The organism is Phocaeicola vulgatus ATCC 8482 (assembly GCF_000012825.1).
GTDB classification, from domain to species: Bacteria; Bacteroidota; Bacteroidia; order Bacteroidales; family Bacteroidaceae; genus Phocaeicola; species Phocaeicola vulgatus.
The window spans coordinates 4,662,457-4,681,479 of sequence record NC_009614.1 but is presented as its reverse complement, the minus strand read 5'-3'; the positions used below and the strand labels follow the sequence as shown (position 1 = coordinate 4,681,479).

At 41.4% G+C, this 19,023-nt stretch carries 13 protein-coding genes; 5 read left to right on the top strand and 8 right to left on the bottom strand.

All coding sequences use genetic code 11. The annotated features are described in order from the left end of the window. Positions 1–215: 215 nt before the first annotated feature. Complete coding sequence (nifJ, locus tag BVU_RS18985; protein ID WP_005842154.1) at positions 216–3,761, bottom strand: pyruvate:ferredoxin (flavodoxin) oxidoreductase; 3,546 nt, start codon at positions 3,759–3,761, stop codon at positions 216–218. Positions 3,762–3,803: 42 nt separating this feature from the next. After that, a complete protein-coding gene (locus tag BVU_RS18980) occupies positions 3,804–4,982 on the bottom strand; it encodes an ATP-binding protein (RefSeq protein WP_005842152.1) in 1,179 nt (392 codons plus the stop codon). A 102-nt stretch (positions 4,983–5,084) separates the two neighbouring features. Here BVU_RS18980 and BVU_RS18975 point away from each other — a divergent pair, with 102 nt between their 5' ends. Then, complete coding sequence (locus tag BVU_RS18975; RefSeq protein ID WP_012055902.1) at positions 5,085–6,296, top strand: hypothetical protein; 1,212 nt, start codon at positions 5,085–5,087, stop codon at positions 6,294–6,296. 38 nt (positions 6,297–6,334) lie between these two features. Here BVU_RS18975 and BVU_RS18970 read toward each other — a convergent pair whose 3' ends face one another. The 3 genes from BVU_RS18970 to BVU_RS18960 all read right to left on the bottom strand — a co-directional run bounded on the left by BVU_RS18970 (position 6,335) and on the right by BVU_RS18960 (position 12,097). Continuing rightward, positions 6,335–7,708, bottom strand: coding sequence for an efflux transporter outer membrane subunit (locus tag BVU_RS18970; protein WP_005842148.1), 1,374 nt, complete (start codon positions 7,706–7,708; stop codon positions 6,335–6,337). A 21-nt stretch (positions 7,709–7,729) separates the two neighbouring features. Beyond that, the gene (locus BVU_RS18965) at positions 7,730–10,831 is read right to left on the bottom strand and encodes an efflux RND transporter permease subunit (RefSeq protein ID WP_012055900.1); all 3,102 of its coding nucleotides are present in this window, start codon (positions 10,829–10,831) and stop codon (positions 7,730–7,732) included. Positions 10,832–10,897: 66 nt separating this feature from the next. Next, the gene (locus BVU_RS18960) at positions 10,898–12,097 is read right to left on the bottom strand and encodes an efflux RND transporter periplasmic adaptor subunit (protein WP_005842144.1); all 1,200 of its coding nucleotides are present in this window, start codon (positions 12,095–12,097) and stop codon (positions 10,898–10,900) included. 494 nt (positions 12,098–12,591) lie between these two features. Between BVU_RS18960 and BVU_RS18955 the strand changes: the two genes are divergently transcribed. Both BVU_RS18955 and BVU_RS18950 read left to right on the top strand, forming a co-directional pair. Further along, on the top strand, positions 12,592–14,100 hold the full coding sequence (locus BVU_RS18955; RefSeq protein ID WP_012055899.1) for a TrkH family potassium uptake protein: 1,509 nt from the start codon (positions 12,592–12,594) through the stop codon (positions 14,098–14,100). Positions 14,101–14,225: 125 nt separating this feature from the next. Beyond that, complete coding sequence (locus BVU_RS18950) at positions 14,226–15,587, top strand: MATE family efflux transporter (RefSeq protein ID WP_012055898.1); 1,362 nt, start codon at positions 14,226–14,228, stop codon at positions 15,585–15,587. 65 nt (positions 15,588–15,652) lie between these two features. Here the strand turns inward: BVU_RS18950 and BVU_RS18945 are convergent, their stop codons facing one another. Beyond that, positions 15,653–17,275 carry an RluA family pseudouridine synthase gene (locus BVU_RS18945; RefSeq protein ID WP_005842137.1) on the bottom strand — a complete coding sequence of 541 codons (1,623 nt, stop codon included), beginning with the start codon at positions 17,273–17,275 and terminating at the stop codon, positions 15,653–15,655. Between the two features lie 47 nt (positions 17,276–17,322). Next, positions 17,323–17,637, bottom strand: a complete 315-nt coding sequence (locus tag BVU_RS18940) for a hypothetical protein (RefSeq protein ID WP_005842136.1) — start codon at positions 17,635–17,637, stop codon at positions 17,323–17,325. A gap of 187 nt (positions 17,638–17,824) precedes the next feature. Here BVU_RS18940 and BVU_RS18935 point away from each other — a divergent pair, with 187 nt between their 5' ends. Continuing rightward, the gene (locus BVU_RS18935) at positions 17,825–18,031 is read left to right on the top strand and encodes a hypothetical protein (RefSeq protein WP_032945689.1); all 207 of its coding nucleotides are present in this window, start codon (positions 17,825–17,827) and stop codon (positions 18,029–18,031) included. A gap of 210 nt (positions 18,032–18,241) precedes the next feature. After that, positions 18,242–18,715 (top strand): low molecular weight phosphatase family protein, encoded by a 474-nt coding sequence (locus BVU_RS18930; protein WP_008781695.1) that lies wholly within the window; start codon positions 18,242–18,244, stop codon positions 18,713–18,715. Here the strand turns inward: BVU_RS18930 and BVU_RS21950 are convergent. Then, positions 18,665–19,018: an MGMT family protein gene (locus BVU_RS21950; RefSeq protein WP_005852042.1), complete on the bottom strand. Its 354-nt coding sequence runs from the start codon at positions 19,016–19,018 to the stop codon at positions 18,665–18,667. The genes BVU_RS18930 and BVU_RS21950 overlap by 51 nt on opposite strands. Between the last annotated feature and the right edge of the window lie 5 nt (positions 19,019–19,023).

Sequence of the window (19,023 nt, the reverse complement as noted above, 5' to 3'; positions counted from 1 at the left end):
TTTATAGGTTTTTCATAATGTTATGTGCAAAGGTAGGAAATTTTTGGTAACCTTAAGCCATAAATGGTGATGGTTACAGTAGAAATACTTGAAATTGAAGTCTTGTTTTGTACATACGTATGGGTGACCTCATATATACTAATGGTAGAAAAGGCTATAAAAAAAGGCTTGTTCCATACAGGAACAAGCCTTTTTTTATATGCATGTATCAGAGATTATTCACCCCAATTCATTGCTTCCATACGTTTGTAAGAAGCATAACGTTTCTTGGCCATTTCTTCGCAAGCAGCAAATAGATCTGCTGCTTCAGCAGGATACTGTTTCATTACAGAAGCAAAACGAACTTCGTTCTTCAAGAAATCCTGGAAACCTTCCCATTTCGGTTCTTTAGAGTCAAGCATGAATGGATTCTTGCCTTCTTCTTCCAAAGCGGGGTTGAAACGCCACAAGTGCCAGTAACCGCATTCTACAGCCTTAGCCTCTTCAGCCTGGCTCTTACCCATACCTGCCTTCAAACCGTGGTTGATACACGGAGCGTAAGCGATAACCAATGACGGACCGGGGTAAGCTTCTGCTTCACGGATAGCTTTCAAAGTCTGAGCTTGGTCAGCACCCATAGCAATCTGGGCAACATATACATAACCGTAAGTAGTAGCGATCATACCAAGGTCTTTCTTACGTACACGCTTACCTGAAGCGGCAAACTTAGCGATAGCACCCAGCGGAGTAGCCTTAGATGACTGACCACCGGTATTAGAGTAAACTTCAGTATCCAATACCAAAATATTTACATCTTCACCGGAAGCAATCACGTGGTCCAAACCACCGTAACCGATATCGTAAGAAGCACCGTCCCCACCGATAATCCATTGGCTCTTCTTAACCAAATAGTTCTTGAATTCTGCAATGGTAGCGCAGTTCTTACATTTATCTTTAGCAGCTTCCACCATTGGAATGATCTTTTCGGCAGCAGCTTTGCTCTTGTCTGCATCGTCCTTACCGTCAATCCATTCCTGGAATGCTTCTTTGTATTCTGCCGGACAAGTATCACTGGCGATAGCATCCTTCATAGCAGCTTCGATACGTGCACGAAGTTTCTTGTCAGCCAAAGTCATACCTAAACCGAATTCGCAGAAATCTTCGAACAATGAGTTAGCCCAAGCAGGACCTTGACCCTTTTCGTTCTTAGTATAAGGAGTTGAAGGAACAGAACCGGAGTAGATAGAAGAACATCCGGTAGCGTTAGCAACCATTTCACGGTCACCGAATAACTGGGAAATCAGTTTCACATACGGAGTTTCACCACAACCTGAACAAGCTCCAGAGAATTCAAACAACGGAGTAGCGAACTGAGAGTTCTTCACATTGGCTTTGATATCTACCAAATGTTGTTTGCTCTTCACGTTCTTAGCGCAGTATTCCCAATTGGCTGCTTGAGACAACTGGCTTTCCAAATGTTTCATTGTAAGAGCCTTGCCTCCCTTCTTCGGATTGCCCGGACAAACATCGGCACAGTTACCACAACCCAGACAGTCAAGCACGTCAACCTGAATACGGAATGTCATTCCGTCAAATTGTTTACCTACAGCTTTCAATGTTTCGAAGTCTGCACCCTTCTGTTCTTCAGCGTCAAGTACGAACGGACGGATGGAAGCATGAGGACAAACATATGCACACTTGTTACACTGGATACAGTTTTCAGCATTCCATTCAGGTACGAATGCAGCTACACCACGTTTTTCGTATTGAGCAGTACCTTGTTCCCAAGTACCGTCTTCGATGCCTTTGAATGCAGATACCGGCAACAAGTCACCATCCTGAGCGTTGATAGGACGAACTACTTCGTTGATGAATGCAGGGTCATTGTTAGCAGCAGGAGCTTCAACTTCCAGATTAGCCCAAGCCGGATCAACAGCCAATTGTTTGTATTCACCACCACGGTCTACGGCAGCATAGTTCTTGTTCACCACGTCTTCACCCTTCTTGCCATAAGACTTAACGATGAATTTCTTCATCTGTTCTACAGCCAAGTCAACAGGAATAACGCCTGTGATACGGAAGAATGCTGATTGCAGGATGGTATTGGTACGGTTGCCCAAACCGATTTCCTGAGCAATCTGAGTTGCATTGATGTAGTAAACAGTGATATTGTTCTGAGCGAAGTATTTCTTCACTTTGTTAGGCAGGTTCTTTGCCAGTTCTTCACCTTCCCAGATAGTGTTCAGCAAGAAAGAACCGTTCTTACGCAAACCACGGGTTACATCGTACATGTGCAGATAAGCCTGTACGTGGCAAGCTACGAAGTTCGGAGTATTTACCAAGTAAGTAGAACGGATAGGAGTATCACCGAAACGGAGGTGAGAGCAAGTGAAACCACCTGATTTCTTAGAGTCGTATGAGAAATAAGCCTGGCAGTGCTTGTCGGTGTTGTCACCAATAATCTTCACAGAGTTCTTGTTGGCACCTACAGTACCATCAGCACCTAATCCGTAGAATTTAGCTTCGAACATGCCTTCACCGCCCAATGCGATTTCTTCTTCCTGGGGAAGAGAAGTGAAAGTTACATCGTCTACGATACCCACAGTGAAGTGGTTTTTCGGCATTGGCAGAGCCAAATTCTTGAATACAGCGATGATTTGAGCAGGAGTAGTGTCTTTAGAACCTAAACCGTAACGTCCACCTACGATAACCGGGGCGTTTTCTGTTCCATAGAAGCAGTCTTTAACATCCAGATACAAAGGTTCACCGTTTGCTCCCGGTTCTTTAGTACGGTCAAGAACTGCGATAGTCTTGGCAGTCTTAGGTACAGCAGCCAAGAAATGTTTAGCAGAGAACGGACGGTATAAGTGTACAGAAACCAAACCTACTTTTTCACCTTTGCTCATCAAGTAGTCGATAGCTTCGCGGGCAGCTTCTGTAACAGAACCCATTGCGATAATTACGCGTTCAGCGTCTTCAGCACCATAGTAATCGAACAAACCATGAGGACGGCCTGTGATTTTGCTGATTTCGTTCATGTATTCTTCTACGATAGCCGGAACAGCTTCATAGAAGTTATTGCAAGATTCTCTGTGCTGGAAGAAGTGATCGGGGTTTTCAGCCATACCGCGTGCAACAGGGTTGTTAGGATTCAACGCGCGTTGACGGAATTCTGCCAAAGCCTGTTGATCAATCAGACCTGCCAGATCTTCATTCTCCAGCATTTCAATTTTTTGGATTTCGTGAGAAGTACGGAAACCATCGAAGAAGTTGACGAATGGCACGCGAGATTTGATAGTAGCAAGATGGGCTACAGCAGCCATATCCATAACTTCTTGTACAGAACCTTCGCACAACATGGCGAAACCTGTTTGGCGGCAAGACATGACGTCCTGATGGTCACCAAAGATACACAATGCGTGTGAAGCCAATGTACGAGCCGATACGTGGAATACGCAAGGCAGGAATTCACCGGCAATTTTGTACATGTTAGGGATCATTAGCAACAGACCCTGAGATGCAGTGTAAGTGGTAGTCAACGCACCTGCCTGAAGAGAACCATGAACAGCACCTGCTGCACCGCCTTCTGACTGCATTTCTTGTACCAAAACTGTTTCGCCGAAGATGTTTTTACGACCTGCGGCAGCCCATTCGTCTACGTATTCAGCCATAGTAGACGACGGAGTGATGGGATAGATAGCAGCTACTTCAGAAAACATATACGAGATATGTGCTGCTGCCTGGTTACCATCACAAGTGATGAATTTTTTTTGTTTAGTCATACAATTACTAATTATTAGGTAATAAAATCTATTCTCTATCTCTTAATATAAAAAGCCGAAAAGCCATAATGGGATCATATTTCCGTGTCCTAATTCCAATTTGTGTAGGGCATAATACACGTTTGGATTATTTTTGAACTTGCACCCTTCTGCGCAAATACGGAAATGCAGTCCGTTGTCTACCATAAATGAAGTGCCTTTATCGCCTTTATATAGTTTATGGTCCTTATACAGGGTATTCATGAAAAATGTATCCAGAACATCCTGTTCTTCGACCTTTACCGGATAAATGGAGTACATCAGGTTGGTGTTGTGCATCATCAGTTTGGAAGGTTTCTTGGGAAATTCCTCTCCCTTGGGATAAACCATATTGATAAGACGCGCATCTGCCAGATACTTAATGTAATTCATCACCGTGGCACGTGAAGTTTGAATCTCCGTGGCCAGCTGGCTGACGTTCGGAGCAACGGGTCCGTCCACAGCTAGCAAATATAGTAATTTTTTTATCTTTGAAAGATATTTCAGCTCAATTTGTTTGATAAGAAGTATATCTACTTCTATCATCATATTCATGGTTTTTAGCAGATTCTCCGAAAAGTTACGTTTTTCCAGGAAGAATGGGTAGAAACCGTGATGCAGATAGTCTTGAAAATAATCCAACGGCTTCACATTGCGCAGGATGGTTTTCGCTATCTGTTCGTGATTCTCCAAAATTTCTTGTAAGGTATAGGCACGGAAACAATTACCGCTTTGCAGATTCAGATATTCGCGGAATGAGAAACCTCTCAGGTAGTATACCTTGGCAATGCCGCTCAGTTCTGGATTTTCTTCTTTCAATCGCATCACGGATGATCCGGTGAATATAATCTTCAGAGTAGGAAACATTTCATAGCAAGCACGCAGGTCGTGGCTCCATTCGGGATACTTGAACACTTGGTCTATCAACAAAACTTTTCCTCCTCGTTTTACGAATTCTGCGGCAAACTCCACTAACGTATATTTAGAGAAGTAAAAGTTATTCATGTTGATGAACAGACATGAGTGATCCGTTCCGAACTTTTCTTTTGCATATTGCAGGAGGAAAGTCGTTTTCCCTACGCCACGAGTACCCTTGATGCCGATCAGTCTGTCGTTCCAGTCTATTTCGTCCATCAAGTCCCGGCGAACAGGAGCATTTGTATGTTCCACCAGATAACTGTGTGTTCTGTAAAAGGTTTCCATGGTTGCTTTTTTATCGGTTGCAAATATAGCAATACTAATTCAAATTGCAAACTGGAGATAGCAAAATATTATTTTTTTTCAACTAAAAGACGAACAAGAGAAATGGTTTGTACTCTAAAACATTTATCTTTGTGTCCGGAAATGGAAGCGCTTTATTTATTCAATCCGGAAAATGATATGGCATTGGCTTGTGGTGATCCTTATTATATGGCACCTGCCAGTGCCCGGCGAATGGCGGCCGAGCTGTCCGTGTTGCCTGCATGGTATGCAGAACAGGGAGGAACTGTATGGCTGGATTCTGCTCTGCGTATGAAAACAATGGAAAGACAATCTTTTTTGCCGCTTTCGGTCAATTGGACTTCAGAATTCCTCCCCATTTATAATAAGGTGATTCCTTGGGGATGGAATCCGTCTTTGGTGCGTCGTTTGCAGGAAGCTGGATTTCCTGATACAGCATATCCTTCAGTAGAGCGTATGAAGCGTATCCGTCAAATATCCGGACGTCAGACGGCTGTAAAAGTGTTACGACGCCTTTGTAGGCATATAGGTGGGAATATTCCCACATTGGGGGAGGCTTTTGTATTGTCATCAACAGAGGAAGTGAAGGCTTTTGTGTTGTCTCATCCTCGTGCTTTGTTAAAAGCGCCATGGTCTGGTAGTGGGAGAGGGATACAATATGTTTCAGGTAGTTTTACCATCCCTCTGGAAGGGTGGGTTCGACACATACTTACCACTCAGCATGAGGTGATAGGAGAGCCTTTTTATGATAAGCTTTTGGATTTTGCCATGGAGTTTTTTGCAGACGAGTGGGAACAGGTACATTTTATAGGGTATTCTTTATTTGAAACAGACAAGAGAGGTGTTTATAAAGAAAACTTGTTGGCTGCGGATCGGGTTATTGAAGCGAGGATATCCACATATGTTTCTGCGGAAATCTTACATCAGGTTGGGAGGATGTTACAGGTAGAGTTGGCGGAAGTTATAAAAGGGAGTTACGAAGGCTATCTGGGGGTGGATATGATGATATGCCGTACCCAAAACGGCGGGTATGCCATTCATCCGTGTGTGGAAATAAATCTTCGTATGAATATGGGAGTGGTAGCACGTTTGATATATGATAACTATGTGTGTGATGGCGTGCAGGGACGGTATGTTATAGAATATTATGCAAAGCCCGGTGAGGCATGGCATTCTCATCTTGCGCTTCAAGAAAAGCATCCTTTATATTTGGAAAATGGAAAAGTGAAGTCGGGTTATTTGTCACTTACACCGGTAGAGAACAATACGTCTTATCAGGCATATATCTTAATTTGATTTTCCGGATAAAGGAAAATCAAATTAAGAGGGGATGGTTACCATCCACCCCCTAATGCTTTATACAATTTTACTAATGTAATTTGTTTGTCTCTTATTGCATTACTTAATCCTATTTGTGCATCGAAATAGCTACGTTGTGCATCCAATACATCCAAATAGCCTATTACTCCATTGATGTATTGCAATTGGGCCAGTTCCATTGTTGCTTTAGAGGAACGTTCCAGTTGCAGACGCGATTCGTAGATATCTTTTATCTTATTGAAGTCCACAATGGCATTGCGGGCCTCTTTGAATGCAGTCAGCACTGATTTTTCATAGCTGTAGCATTCCTGTTCGTATGCGGCTTTCTTAGCCTTTAGGGTTGCTCTGTATTTTCCCATGGCGAAGAGAGGAGTGAGAAGATTGCCACTGATATAATGAATGGGTGATTTAAAGAAATCAGAGAATTCTTCACTTTCTACGCCATATTGTGCTGTGAGGCTGAGTCGTGGGAATATATTGGTATAGGCAATACCTACACTGGCATTGGCTGCTATTAATTTCTGTTCTGCTTCGCGTACATCGGGACGACGTTCCAACAGAGTGGAGGGTAGACCTACTGGTAATGTTTCAGGTAGTTTTACCTCTTCGGGTAGAATGGAACGCTGTATGCGGTGCGGGTATTCGCCTGCCAGGAATGCGATATCATTTTCTTTCAATGAAATTTTCCTTTCCAGTTCAGGAACTAAAGTTGCGGTACGTGCATACTCCACTTGTGCCTGTTGATAGGAAGTTTCTGAAGTTAGTCCTCCTTCAAAACGAAGCTTTGCCAGGCGTACTCCTTCTTTACGGGCATAGAGTGTTTGACGAACGATGTTCAGCTCATTGTCTAATGCGACCAATTCAAAATAGGCTTGTGCCACTTCGGACACAATACTCATTTTCAAAGCACGTTGCGCCTCGATGCTTCCCAGAAATTGTGCTATGCTTTTGTCTTTTGCCCAACGCAGGTTACCCCATAAGTCTAATTCCCAAGTCACGGTAAGTTTACCACCCTGTTCGGGGTCATTTTTATAGTTGTCACCACCATAATTACTTCCTTCTTTTTGGGCATAAGCGCTTCCGTTCAGTTGGGGGAAAAGGTTGGCAAAGTCTATGCGCTTCATTGCGGCAAGTTCTTTTACACGTGCCGCAGCTATTTTCATGTCTTTGTTGTTATCCAACGTCTTTTCTATCAGGCTTTGCAAGGTTGTGTCCGTATAGATTTCCCACCATTGCATATCGGCTATAGATAATGTATCCTGTTGTCGTAATGTATCTAATTGTTGGGGAAGATGTAAGTCGGGACGTGTGTAGTGCTTACCTAATTGGCAAGAAGTCAGCAAAGTCATTCCTGATACGGCTATATATAATAATGTATGTTTCATCATTTCTTTCATCTTTTTATATCCTTATTTTTGTTTCATCTTCGCTTTCATCTTGTATATCAGTACAAAGAAGAAAGGTACTAACAAAATTCCCACAGTTACAGCAAAGATCATTCCGAAGAATACACCTGTACCAATAGCCTGACGGCTGGCTGAACCTGGCCCGCTGGCAATGACCATAGGTAACATACCTAAGATGAATGCCAATGAAGTCATCAAAATAGGTCGGAAACGGAGCTGTGAAGCATGAAGTGCAGCTTGTACTACATCTACTCCTTTGTCTACTTGTTCTTTGGCAAACTCTACAATAAGAATTGCATTTTTGGCGGCTAGTCCTACCAGCATCACCAATCCGATCTGGAAATAGACATCATTCTCCAGTCCACAGCCCCATACACCTAGATAAGCACCTAATGCGGCTACAGGCAAAGAGAGTAATACTGCAACCGGTACCATCCAGCTTTCGTATAAGGCAGCAAGGAACAAAAATACGAACATGAACACTAATGCCAGCACCATGCCGGTCTGTCCACCTGCCTGTTTTTCCTGGAAGGATAGTCCGCTCCATTCTACACCGATATTTTCCGGTAGGTGTTCGCGGGCTATTTGTTCGATAATTTCCATAGCCTGTCCTGAACTGTAACCGTCTGCGGCCTCACCGAGAATCACAGAACTGTTGAACATATTAAAACGTTTGATGCTGCCCGGACCAGTGGTATACGAAGTGGTACCCAGCGAGGTGAGCGGTATCATGGCATTGTCTGTACCCCGTACAAAAAACAGGTTGATATTCTCCTTATGTTCCCGGTAGGGTGCTTCTGCTTGAATATATACACGGTAGATGCGGTTAAACATATTGAAATCGTTTACATATACCGAACCTGTATAAGCTTTCATAGTCGAGAATACATCGGCTAAAGGTACTCCTGAGAATTTTACTTTGTCACGGTCTACATCAAAATAAAGTTGGGGGATATCCGCTTGTAAAGCCGAAGATAAACCTGATAATTCCTTACGTTTTGATGCATAATACATCAATGTATCCGTAGCTTGTACCAAATTTTCGAAAGTGGCATCTCCACGTGCTTCCAATTGCATTTCGAACCCGCCCGAACTGCCCAATCCCGGAATAACGGGAGGGGTGGAAAGATATACCTTGCATTCGGGGTATTGTGACATGTCTTTTTTTACCTGTGCCATAATATTGTCAATAGTTTGCGAGTCACGTTCCTCCCAAGGTTTTAAGATGACAGTCAGTTCACTTCGTGCCTGACTGGTTCCTACACGCGGACTGCTTCCCGCCACACTTTGCACATATTCCACTGCCGGATTTTTCATCAGGTATTCCACAGCACGTTCTGTTACGATACGTGTACGTTCCAACGTTGCACCTTCGGGTAGCTCCAACTCTATTTTAAAATACCCTTGGTCTTCGATGGGGAGGAAGCTGGTGGGAATGATGCGATGGATTAACAGGATGGCGATCAATACCATGCCGAATGTGCTCAGTACCCGACGCGGGTGTTTCACAATGTGTTTGATAAGCCCTACATATTTATGATTGCCGATAGCCAGCCACTCATTGATACGGCGGAATACGATATTCTTTTTCTTGTTCGGATCTTCCGGTTTCAGGATAAGCGAACACATGACTGGACTCAATGTCAAAGCTACTACCGTAGACAGCAATACGGATACTACGATGGTTACCGTAAACTGGCGATAAAGTTGTCCGGTAATTCCACCTAGAAAACTTACGGGAACAAATACTGCTGCCAGTACCAAAGAAGTGGCGATAATGGCTCCTGTAAGTCCTTCCATAGCTTTCTTGGTAGCTTGGTAGGGAGATAGTTTCTCCTCTTCCATGATACGCTCCACATTCTCTACTACCACGATAGCATCGTCCACCACAATACCGATGGCAAGTACCAACCCCAACAGGGTCAGGATATTAAGCGAGAATCCGAAAATCAACATGAATCCGAAAGTTCCAATCAGTGAGATAGGTACGGCAACTAGTGGGATAACTGTTGCACGCCAGCTTTGGAGTGAAAGGTATACTACGATAATAACCAGTATCAGGGCTTCAAACAGTGTTTTGTACACTTCATGAATAGATTCCGAAATATATGTGGTCATATCGAAAGGTATCTCGTAACTCATTCCTTCGGGGAAATTCTTGCTGATTTCCTCCATAGCTTCTTTCACGCTTTTTGCTACTTCCATAGCGTTGGCTCCCGGTAACATATAGATGGCCAATACCGCTGCATTTTCTTTGTTAATGGCACTCTCGGTATTGTATGATTGTGCTTCGAGTGAGATGCGGGCCACATCACGTAAACGGATGATGGAACCATCGGCATTGGCACGGACTACGATTTCCTCAAACTGGCTTACAGTAGATAGACGTCCCTGAGTAGTGATGGGAATGGTTACGTCTAATCCTTGTACGGGTTGTTGTCCCAGTACACCGGCTGCTGATTCCCGATTTTGGTCTTTCAGTGCATTCTGCAGATCGGCTACGGTCAGACCGAAATTGGCCAGTTTGTCGGGCTGTACCCCAATTTGCATGGCGTAATATCGGCTTCCGATGTTTGAAACACGTCCTACGCCAGGGATACGGCGGATTAGGTCCAGTACATTCAGAGTAGCAAAGTTGCTAAGGTATATTTCATCGAATTTCGGGTCGGTAGAGGTAAGGCATAGGGTTAGCAATTGACTGGCAGCCTGTTTCTCTACCGAAATACCATTTTGTATAACTTCTGCTGGAAGACGTGATTCTGCTAACTTGATACGGTTCTGTATTTCTACTGCCGCCAGATCGGGATCTGCCGAGATATCAAAAGTGACGGTGGCTGAAAAACCTCCCGAATTGGAACTGTTTGATTCCATGTAAAGCATTCCTGGAGTACCGTTCAATTCCTGTTCTATAGGAGTGGCTACCGCTTGTGATACTGTCAGGGCACTGGCACCCGGATAGGATGCGCTGATTTTCACTACCGGCGGGGTAATCTGCGGATATTGGTCAATGGGTAGCATCGTGAGACCGATGATACCGACAATGACTATTAATATGGAGATGACAGCTGAAAATACCGGTCTGTCTATAAAGAAACTAACTTTCATAATGTCTATTGTTTTTTTGAATGCGTAAATTTTCCTCCATAGGGGAATTCGTATTCGGGAGTGAAATTATCCGATCGTATCTTTTTCCTCCGTTTTTTTGTCTTCTACAGCAGGACTTACTTTTACTTTCATGCCTGGATTCAGCTTGTGGTATCCTTCTATAACAATGTCTTCTCCGGGAGCCAAGCCTCTTTCCACCACTACTTGATTCTGGAATTCAGGTCCTAATTCAATGAAACGTCTCTCTACTGTAGAATCTTTGCGCATTACATAAATATAGGCACCGCCTTTTTCTATGATAACGGACTTTAACGGAACTACCGTAGCTTTTTCTCTGACATCCAATAATAGTTTTACTTTGGTGAACTGTCCAGGAAGTAATATCCGTTCTGGATTCGGCATTTCGGCACGTACGGAGAATGTACCTGTGCGTGGATCAACTTGCGGTTCGGCAAAGTCTACCAGTCCTTTGTATGGATAAATAGTATTGTCTGCTAGAGTAATGGAAACATTGGGTTGCCAAGAGCGGGTAGAGTCTTTTTGACCTAAGTTCACATTACGCTCTTTGCTTTTCAGATAGTCTAGAGCTGTCATGCTGAAATCCACTAATACAGTATCACTTTTTACTACGGTGGCAAGCAGTGATTTGCCACTTGGACCTACCAATGTCCCTAAATCCACGTGGCGTTCACTGATATGTCCTGCTAACGGAGAACGAACTATCGTATAACCTAGTTCCAGTTCTGCTTGATCAAGGTCGGCACTACTCATAGCTACCGAGGCTTCTGCTGTTTCATATGCAGCAGTAGCATTGTCCAAGTCCAACTGGCTGGCAGCATTTTGTTCATATAGCGGACGGATACGTTCTAAATCGCGTTTTGCTTTTTGTGCCTGTGCTTCATCTTTTTTCAATTGGGCACGCGCTTTGTCAGCTTTGGCTCGATATTGATCTTGATTGATAACAAACAGCACTTGATTCTTAGTGACATATGTACCTTCTGCGAAAAGCATTTGTTCTAAATATCCCTCTACTCGGGCACGTACTTCAACGAATTGCTGTGCACGTACGCGTCCTACATATTCACCATATATTTCCACATCGTCTTGCGTTGCCGGTGCTATGGCAACTACTGGAAGTTCCGGCATCTTTGCCGGTCGATGGGAAACAATCAGGTAAATCCCGATAACTAGTCCAATACCTATTACTACAAGCGCTGTTCTTTTCTTTTTTAGCGCAATTTCTTTGTGTGTAAAAAATAGTTTCATACTTTAGTTTTGTTATTGTTTAAGATGCCGTCAGTAGGAATACAAGCAGCGTGCCAAACTACTGTAAATAGCCTTTCCTTTTCATAATCAGTGTTTTATTACTGCCTTTTGTTGATAGGGAAAGTGTGGAAAACAGGCAACAGCTGTAGAATAATTCCACAGTAGGCGAATTAAATTTAGTAGAGGATTATCGATTTGGATGCAAAAATAGTAAAATAGTGGGTAATTTTAAAATATTTATTCATTATTCATTATGATGAGGACGATGTTGTAGTGTTAGCAGATATGTATGTAATTTAAATTTTGCTTGAGATCGTCATATCTGCAACCTTGTTGTTTTGAAATACGCTCCCTTTCATTTTGAAAAGGGTAGTGTTTCCCTTTTTTTTATGACTTCATATAATATCTGTTTGTTTATCAATAGTTTATAATGTTGTTTTTCATTTTGGCATAGTATTCGCTATATACTTGTCGAATATAAAAGGTATAAAAAGATGGGAGAATTTTATAATCCAGATAAATTATATAAAGGTGGAAGCCGGAATAATAGCTTGATAAATAAAAAAATGATATTCCGTGTATTGGGGGTATTACTTTTTATTGAATCTGCTATGTTCCTGCTTTGTGCGGCTGTTTCCTTATGTTACGGTGAGCAAGATTATCAATATTTTCTATATACCATTCTTTTGAATACATTGGTCGGTGGAGTTTTGCTAATTTGTAGTAGAGGTGCTGAGAATCGGCTGACACGACGAGATGGGTACTGCATTGTAACTTTTACTTGGTTTTTGTTTACGTTGTTTGGAATGTTGCCTTTTTATTTTAGTGGAGGAATCCCTTCGGTGACGGATGCCTTTTTTGAAACCATGTCGGGTTTTACTACTACAGGAGCTACTATATTGGATGATATAGAATCTCTTTCACATGGTCTGTTATTTTGGCGTAGCTTGACACAATGGATAGGTGGCTTGGGTATTGTCTTTTTTACTATTGCTGTGCTTCCTATTTTCGGGGGAGGAACTATACAACTTTTTTCAGCTGAGGCTATCGGGGTGACGCACGACAAAACACATCCCCGGATTGATGTGATGGCTAAGTGGCTGTGGATGATATATGCTATTCTTACAATTGCAGAAACTGTGCTGCTGATGATAGGAGGAATGAGTTTTTTTGATGCGGTATGTCATTCATTCTCAACAACGGCTACAGGTGGTTATTCTACCAAACAAGCTAGTGTAGCTTATTGGAACTCTCCGTTTATAGAATATGTAATAGCGATATTTATGATCCTTTCGGGTATTAATTTCTCTCTCTATTTTATGTGTCTGAAAGGGAAAGGCAAGCGTTTATTTCAGGATGATGAATTCCGTTGGTTTATGAAATCAGTGAGTATTCTGACACTTGTTATTACGTTTGCCTTAGTTTTTCAGAATCATTATGATTGGGAAAAGGCATTCCGCAGGGCTCTGTTTCAAGTAGCTACGGCGCATACGTCATGCGGCTTTGCAACGGATGATTATAACTTGTGGCCATCTTTTACATGGATGCTTCTTATTTTTGCTATGTTGTCAGGTGGATGTACGGGGTCTACTAGTGGGGGAATCAAAAATATGCGCCTTATGATTCTGGCGCGTAATATCAAAAATGAATTCAAACGGATGCTGCATCCTAGGGCTGTATTGCCTGTTCGTGTGAACCGTCAGGTTATATCGCCTTCCATCATTGCTTCAGTGAATACATTCTTTGTATTTTATTTGTTCTGTATTTTGGCCGGATGGATACTGCTGATGTTTTTCGGGGTGGGGATAATTGAAGCGATGAGTACAGTAATTTCTAGCTTAGGCAATGTGGGACCGGGGCTAGGAGCATTCGGTCCTGCTTTTTCATGGGCGGCGTTGCCTGATGCTGCTAAATGGATATTGTCGTTCCTGATGTTGATAGGACGTTTGGAATTGTTTGCTGTGTTGTTGCTTTTTTATTCAGGATTTTGGGAAAGACGATAGTTCTCCGGGAAAAATTGATATGTATCATTTAATTAATGGGTATTCATTGAAATGAAGTTCTAGAAATATGTATTTTTACAAAGGATGATATATATTTGTGCTCGGATTTACAATACATTCATGTTATGGCAACTTCGAGAGAGATGACTTCGGGACGTCCGTTCCCTTTGATATTGAATTTTGCTTTTCCTTTATTGCTGGGTAATTTACTTCAGCAGACTTATTCCTTGATGGATGCTGCTATTGTGGGTAAGTTTCTTGGAATTAATGCTTTGGCTTCTGTAGGAGCTAGCACTTCGGTGGTGTTTTTGATATTAGGCTTTTGCAATGGCTGTTGTGGTGGCTTCGGTATTCCTGTCGCACAGAAGTTTGGAGCAAGGGATTATGGTATGATGCGGCGTTTTGTGGCAGTTAGTTTACAATTGGCAGCGGTGATGTCTGTAGTAATTGCTATTGTAACTAGTATGTTTTGTTCGGATATTCTTCAGATGATGCAGACTCCGGAGAATATTCTTGAGGATGCTTATCTTTATTTGCTGATTACTTTTATCGGGGTGCCCTGTACCTTTTTCTATAATTTGCTTTCAAGTATTATTCGTGCATTGGGTGATAGCAAAACTCCGTTTTGGTTTTTGCTTTTTTCTACGATATTGAATATTTTGCTTGATCTCTTTTGTATTTTGATACTTGATTGGGGAGTGGCGGGAGCAGCTGTGGCTACGGTATTCTCACAAGGGGTTTCGGCTGTATTGTGTTATTTGTATATGATGCGTCATTTTGAGATTCTGAAGGGAACTCCGACAGAGCATAAATTTCGAGGAGCGTTGGCAAAGACTTTACTGTATATCGGTGTGCCGATGGGATTACAGTTCTCTATTACTGCTATTGGCAGTATTATGTTGCAAAGTGCGAATAATGCATTGGGTACTGCTTGTGTGGCTGCTTTTACGGCTGCTATGCGTATTAAGATGTTTTGTATGTGTCCGCTTGAGAGTCTGGGTATAGCTATGGCTACTTATAGTGGACAGAATTACGGTGCGGGAAAACCGAAGCGTATCTGGCTGGGAATCAAGGCGAGTGTGTTAATGATGGTTATTTATTGTGGTTTTATGTTTGTAGTCTTGATGTTGGGAGCACGTACTTTTGCCTTGTTATTTGTTGACCCAGCAGAATGGGAGATATTGAAAGATACGGAATTGTTTTTGCATATTTCCGTTTCTTTCTTTCCGGTTTTGGGCTTACTTTGTATCTTGCGTTATTCCATTCAGGGGGTGGGCTTTACTAATTTGGCTATGTTGTCGGGGGTATCCGAAATGATTGCCCGTATAATGGTCAGTCTTTATGCAGTACCAATATTGGGCTATTTAGCTGTTTGTTTTGGTGACCCTACGGCATGGATATTTGCAGTTATTTTTCTGATTCCCGCATTTATATATGTGTATGGAAGAATAAAACGGATGTCTACTTCAGGAATGGTAAAATACTAATTTGGTGTGTGAGGTGCTGAAAAAAACTTTCAGCACCCACAGATAAATTTTCTGAGCAAAAACTATTAGAAATTACTTTTCTTTTCTACAAAAATTATTTCTTTTGTTACAGGGTGAACAAACTCTAGACTTTCAGCATGTAAATAAAGTCTGTCTGCTTTTTGTCCGTAGAGTTCATCTCCTCGTATAGGACAATGTAATCCTTCCGGATGGGCGGCATGTACTCTTAATTGGTGTGTCCGTCCTGTCAATGGATAAAAGGCAATAAGTGTGTTTCCTTCTTGTTCGTTTAAAACCTGATATTGTGTGATAGCGGTTTTTCCATGTTCATGGTCTACTACTTGTCTGGGTCTGTCAAGAGGATCCATACGGAGGGGGAGTATTATGGTTCCTTCTTTAGAAGAAATCTTGCCATCCAATAAGGCAATATATCGTTTCTTTATCATTCTATTCTTGAATTGTGCTTGCAGGTGCTGATGTACTTCTTTGTTTTTGGCTATTAATAACACACCGGAAGTAGCCATATCCAATCGGTGGACTATCAGAGGACCTGTGGCATCTGGATAAAGTATTTTTATATGTTGATAGACAGAGTCTATTTCTCCTTTTCCTGGAACCGAGAGCATTCCTGCTGGTTTGTTGATTACGACTAGGTAATTATCTTCATATACTATCTCTAATGGCATTTCATGATAATGTTTTTTTAACAAGGGATTTTCTTCCACTTCCAGTCCCTGTAACATATGTCCCAGGATAGGTCCGCATTTTCCTTTACATGCAGGATAGTAGTATCCATGATGTCTTATTTCTGCTTTTGGAGAATCTCCCCACCAGAATTCTGCCATAGCAATAGGTTTTAATTGATGCTTATAGGCATATTGGAGTAATTTGGGAGCTGCACATTCACCGGCTCCGGCAGGAGGAAATTTTTGTATAGTTTGTGCAAAAATACGACATAAATCTTTTGTTTCTCCATGGGCGTTTAGTATTTGAAACTGCTCAAACAGCTTTCTTTGTAAAGTGGCAGAACGTTTTTTCCTTTCTATCTTCATCGTTTCTATTTTTGTGATGAAAGTATCGGCTTCTGCTTGTAGTGAAGCGATTTTTTCTTTCCATATTTTTTCCATGCGTTTTAATTCAGCTTTTTGAAACTGGCTTTCACGTATCATTGCAGCTAACTCCTTTGCGTCGGGAATTCCTGTCTTGCGCCGGATTTCTCTGTTTTTTTTAGCGGATTTGAAAAACTCTTTAGCTTCAGTCAATTCCTGCTGGGATTGTATTTTTTCTTTTTCAATTTGTCGGAGTAGATCTATGTAACGAGGGTCGTTCTGTGTCTTTTTAATGCATACATTGATGGCGGATATACGTTTTTCCTCTATTTTGAAGAATCCCTGTGGTTGTAACAAATCATAAATTGGCGGGACGAAGAAAGGATGACAGTTTTTACCAGCCAATGTTCCTGAAAATGCAGCCAAATAACCTATTTTATTCTCGGGTGTTTGTACAATTAGGACACCAAACATTTTTCCTTGTTGCAATTCTTTTTGCCATTGGGATTGACTTGTCAGATAGGCTTGTACTTCTTTAGTCGCTATTATGCAAAGTGGATGAGGGGTATAGTGAAAAGGATAAGTGAACTTATCGGGTAACTTTATAGTGGTAATGGAATTCTTAAAAAAATGTATCATAGTTCGTTTAATATAGTTGCTAATGATTTGTTTTTCTTGTGAGGTCACTATGCGGACAACTCGGAATGAATGATAAAGTTTTTGTTTAATTCCTGTAATACTTCAGTTGACTGCTTTTCAGTCTGTAAGGGGAATATAGAGATACGATTTAAAGTTAGGATAATATCGCGTTGAGATTTGCGAAGTTCTATTATTTTTATAAGCGTTTCTTTCTCTCTTTTTACCATATAATTCCCTTCTATTTTGTTCGTGTCTACATTGTTCCCTATTTTGAAATCGCTAGTTGTTTTTATGACGGTTGTTTGTTCTTTGTAATCAGATGCCGCAATATGATTTTTTTTTCTGTCTAATTTTATTTCCATAGCTACACTTTTATTTTGCGATTTTATATTCTTGGGCAAAGATAGGCATTTTCTTTCCAATAATCTTTTTATGTTGTGCAAATTCATTACAGATGCTATTCAACTGTTTTTTTTCGTATTTTTGCCGCAAATTTATAAGAAAAATTGGATGTTAATTTGTTGTTTTGGATAAAAAGAGAAAATAGATATGAGAAAATTGTTGTGTCCGCAATGCAAAATTGCAGGGTTATACGTTAAAAATGAGAAGAAAGAAAGGTTGTTAGTTTATGTATCGGATGAAGGGGAAGTGGTACCGAAAAATTTGGAAGAGAATATGGAAGGGTTTGATTTAACTATTATTTATTGTTTGGGGTGTTCATGGAGTGGCTCTCCAAAAAAACTGGTGAAGAGGTAGGTATGAAAGGAAAACTTAAAATCTCATTTATTGGTGATTTTAGACGTGTTCGATAAATTGTTGTTGAATGATAAATTGAACTCTAATTTGCCCATTGATGATTTGCACTTGAATGGGGCTGGATATCGGATATTAGTTTATACTTTGAGAGTGTTTTATGTTAGTAGGGATGAATGAAAATAATTGTTGAATTTAAATATAGGAATAGCGATGAATATTTTATTGGTGAGTAATAGTGACATATGTCGTAGTCGTATGGCACAGAAGATATTATCTTCTTTTGGATATGGGACAAAGATATTTACCTCTGGAGTTCTGCCGGGAAGAGTGGTACCATCTTCAGTGGTAGGGGTGATGGAACAGAATGGATATGATTGCTCTCGTAAGAAAGCTAGTGATGTGGATATATATTGCCATCAACCATGGGACTATGTGATTACTCTTTGTGAAGAAGCAAAGGAAGTGGAGGGTGATTTTAATAAGGAAGTGAAAAACTGGAAGCATTTTTCTTTTGATGACCCGTTTCAGCATATTTATGAGGATGAAACAGAATTGGAACATCGTATTTCCGAACTTTATGAAACGATGTATCGTGAATTATATGAGTTTTATCGGGACGAACTGAGTGAGCAATTATTGCCACGTTGCACTTGTGGGGCTAATACCTATTGTCGATGTGAGTGAACCAGTAATGTCCCATAAGTGTTTGGACATGTTGACGCATCCATTGCGCTTGAAGGTGATTCCTTCTTTTTCCAATAATTCTTTTTGTTTCTGCCAGCTGGGAACTAGTCTTCCTTGGCTGTTTACTATCCGGTGGCAAGGAAGGTCTTCTTCTTTTGGTGCATGAGATAAAGCCTGTCCTACCATTCGTGAATATTGGGGATTACCTATAAGTTGTGCTATTTTTCCGTAAGTAAAAACATTGCCGTAGGGGATTTCTTTTGTAATGCTATATACTTCTTTATAAAACTGTGCTCTGTCCATTCTGT

What these genes read in the sequence shown, in the direction of transcription:
- BVU_RS18965 (WP_012055900.1), bottom strand. Translation starts at nt 10,831, where the DNA reads ATGAAAGTTAGTTTCTTTATAGACAGACCGGTATTTTCAGCTGTCATC.
- BVU_RS18975 (WP_012055902.1), top strand. Translation starts at nt 5,085, where the DNA reads ATGGTTTGTACTCTAAAACATTTATCTTTGTGTCCGGAAATGGAAGCG.
- BVU_RS21950 (WP_005852042.1), bottom strand. Translation starts at nt 19,018, where the DNA reads ATGGACAGAGCACAGTTTTATAAAGAAGTATATAGCATTACAAAAGAA.
- BVU_RS18970 (WP_005842148.1), bottom strand. Translation starts at nt 7,708, where the DNA reads ATGATGAAACATACATTATTATATATAGCCGTATCAGGAATGACTTTG.
- nifJ (WP_005842154.1), bottom strand. Translation starts at nt 3,761, where the DNA reads ATGACTAAACAAAAAAAATTCATCACTTGTGATGGTAACCAGGCAGCA.
- BVU_RS18955 (WP_012055899.1), top strand. Translation starts at nt 12,592, where the DNA reads ATGGGAGAATTTTATAATCCAGATAAATTATATAAAGGTGGAAGCCGG.
- BVU_RS18930 (WP_008781695.1), top strand. Translation starts at nt 18,242, where the DNA reads ATGAATATTTTATTGGTGAGTAATAGTGACATATGTCGTAGTCGTATG.
- BVU_RS18940 (WP_005842136.1), bottom strand. Translation starts at nt 17,637, where the DNA reads ATGGAAATAAAATTAGACAGAAAAAAAAATCATATTGCGGCATCTGAT.
- BVU_RS18980 (WP_005842152.1), bottom strand. Translation starts at nt 4,982, where the DNA reads ATGGAAACCTTTTACAGAACACACAGTTATCTGGTGGAACATACAAAT.
- BVU_RS18935 (WP_032945689.1), top strand. Translation starts at nt 17,825, where the DNA reads ATGAGAAAATTGTTGTGTCCGCAATGCAAAATTGCAGGGTTATACGTT.
- BVU_RS18950 (WP_012055898.1), top strand. Translation starts at nt 14,226, where the DNA reads ATGGCAACTTCGAGAGAGATGACTTCGGGACGTCCGTTCCCTTTGATA.
- BVU_RS18945 (WP_005842137.1), bottom strand. Translation starts at nt 17,275, where the DNA reads ATGATACATTTTTTTAAGAATTCCATTACCACTATAAAGTTACCCGAT.
- BVU_RS18960 (WP_005842144.1), bottom strand. Translation starts at nt 12,097, where the DNA reads ATGAAACTATTTTTTACACACAAAGAAATTGCGCTAAAAAAGAAAAGA.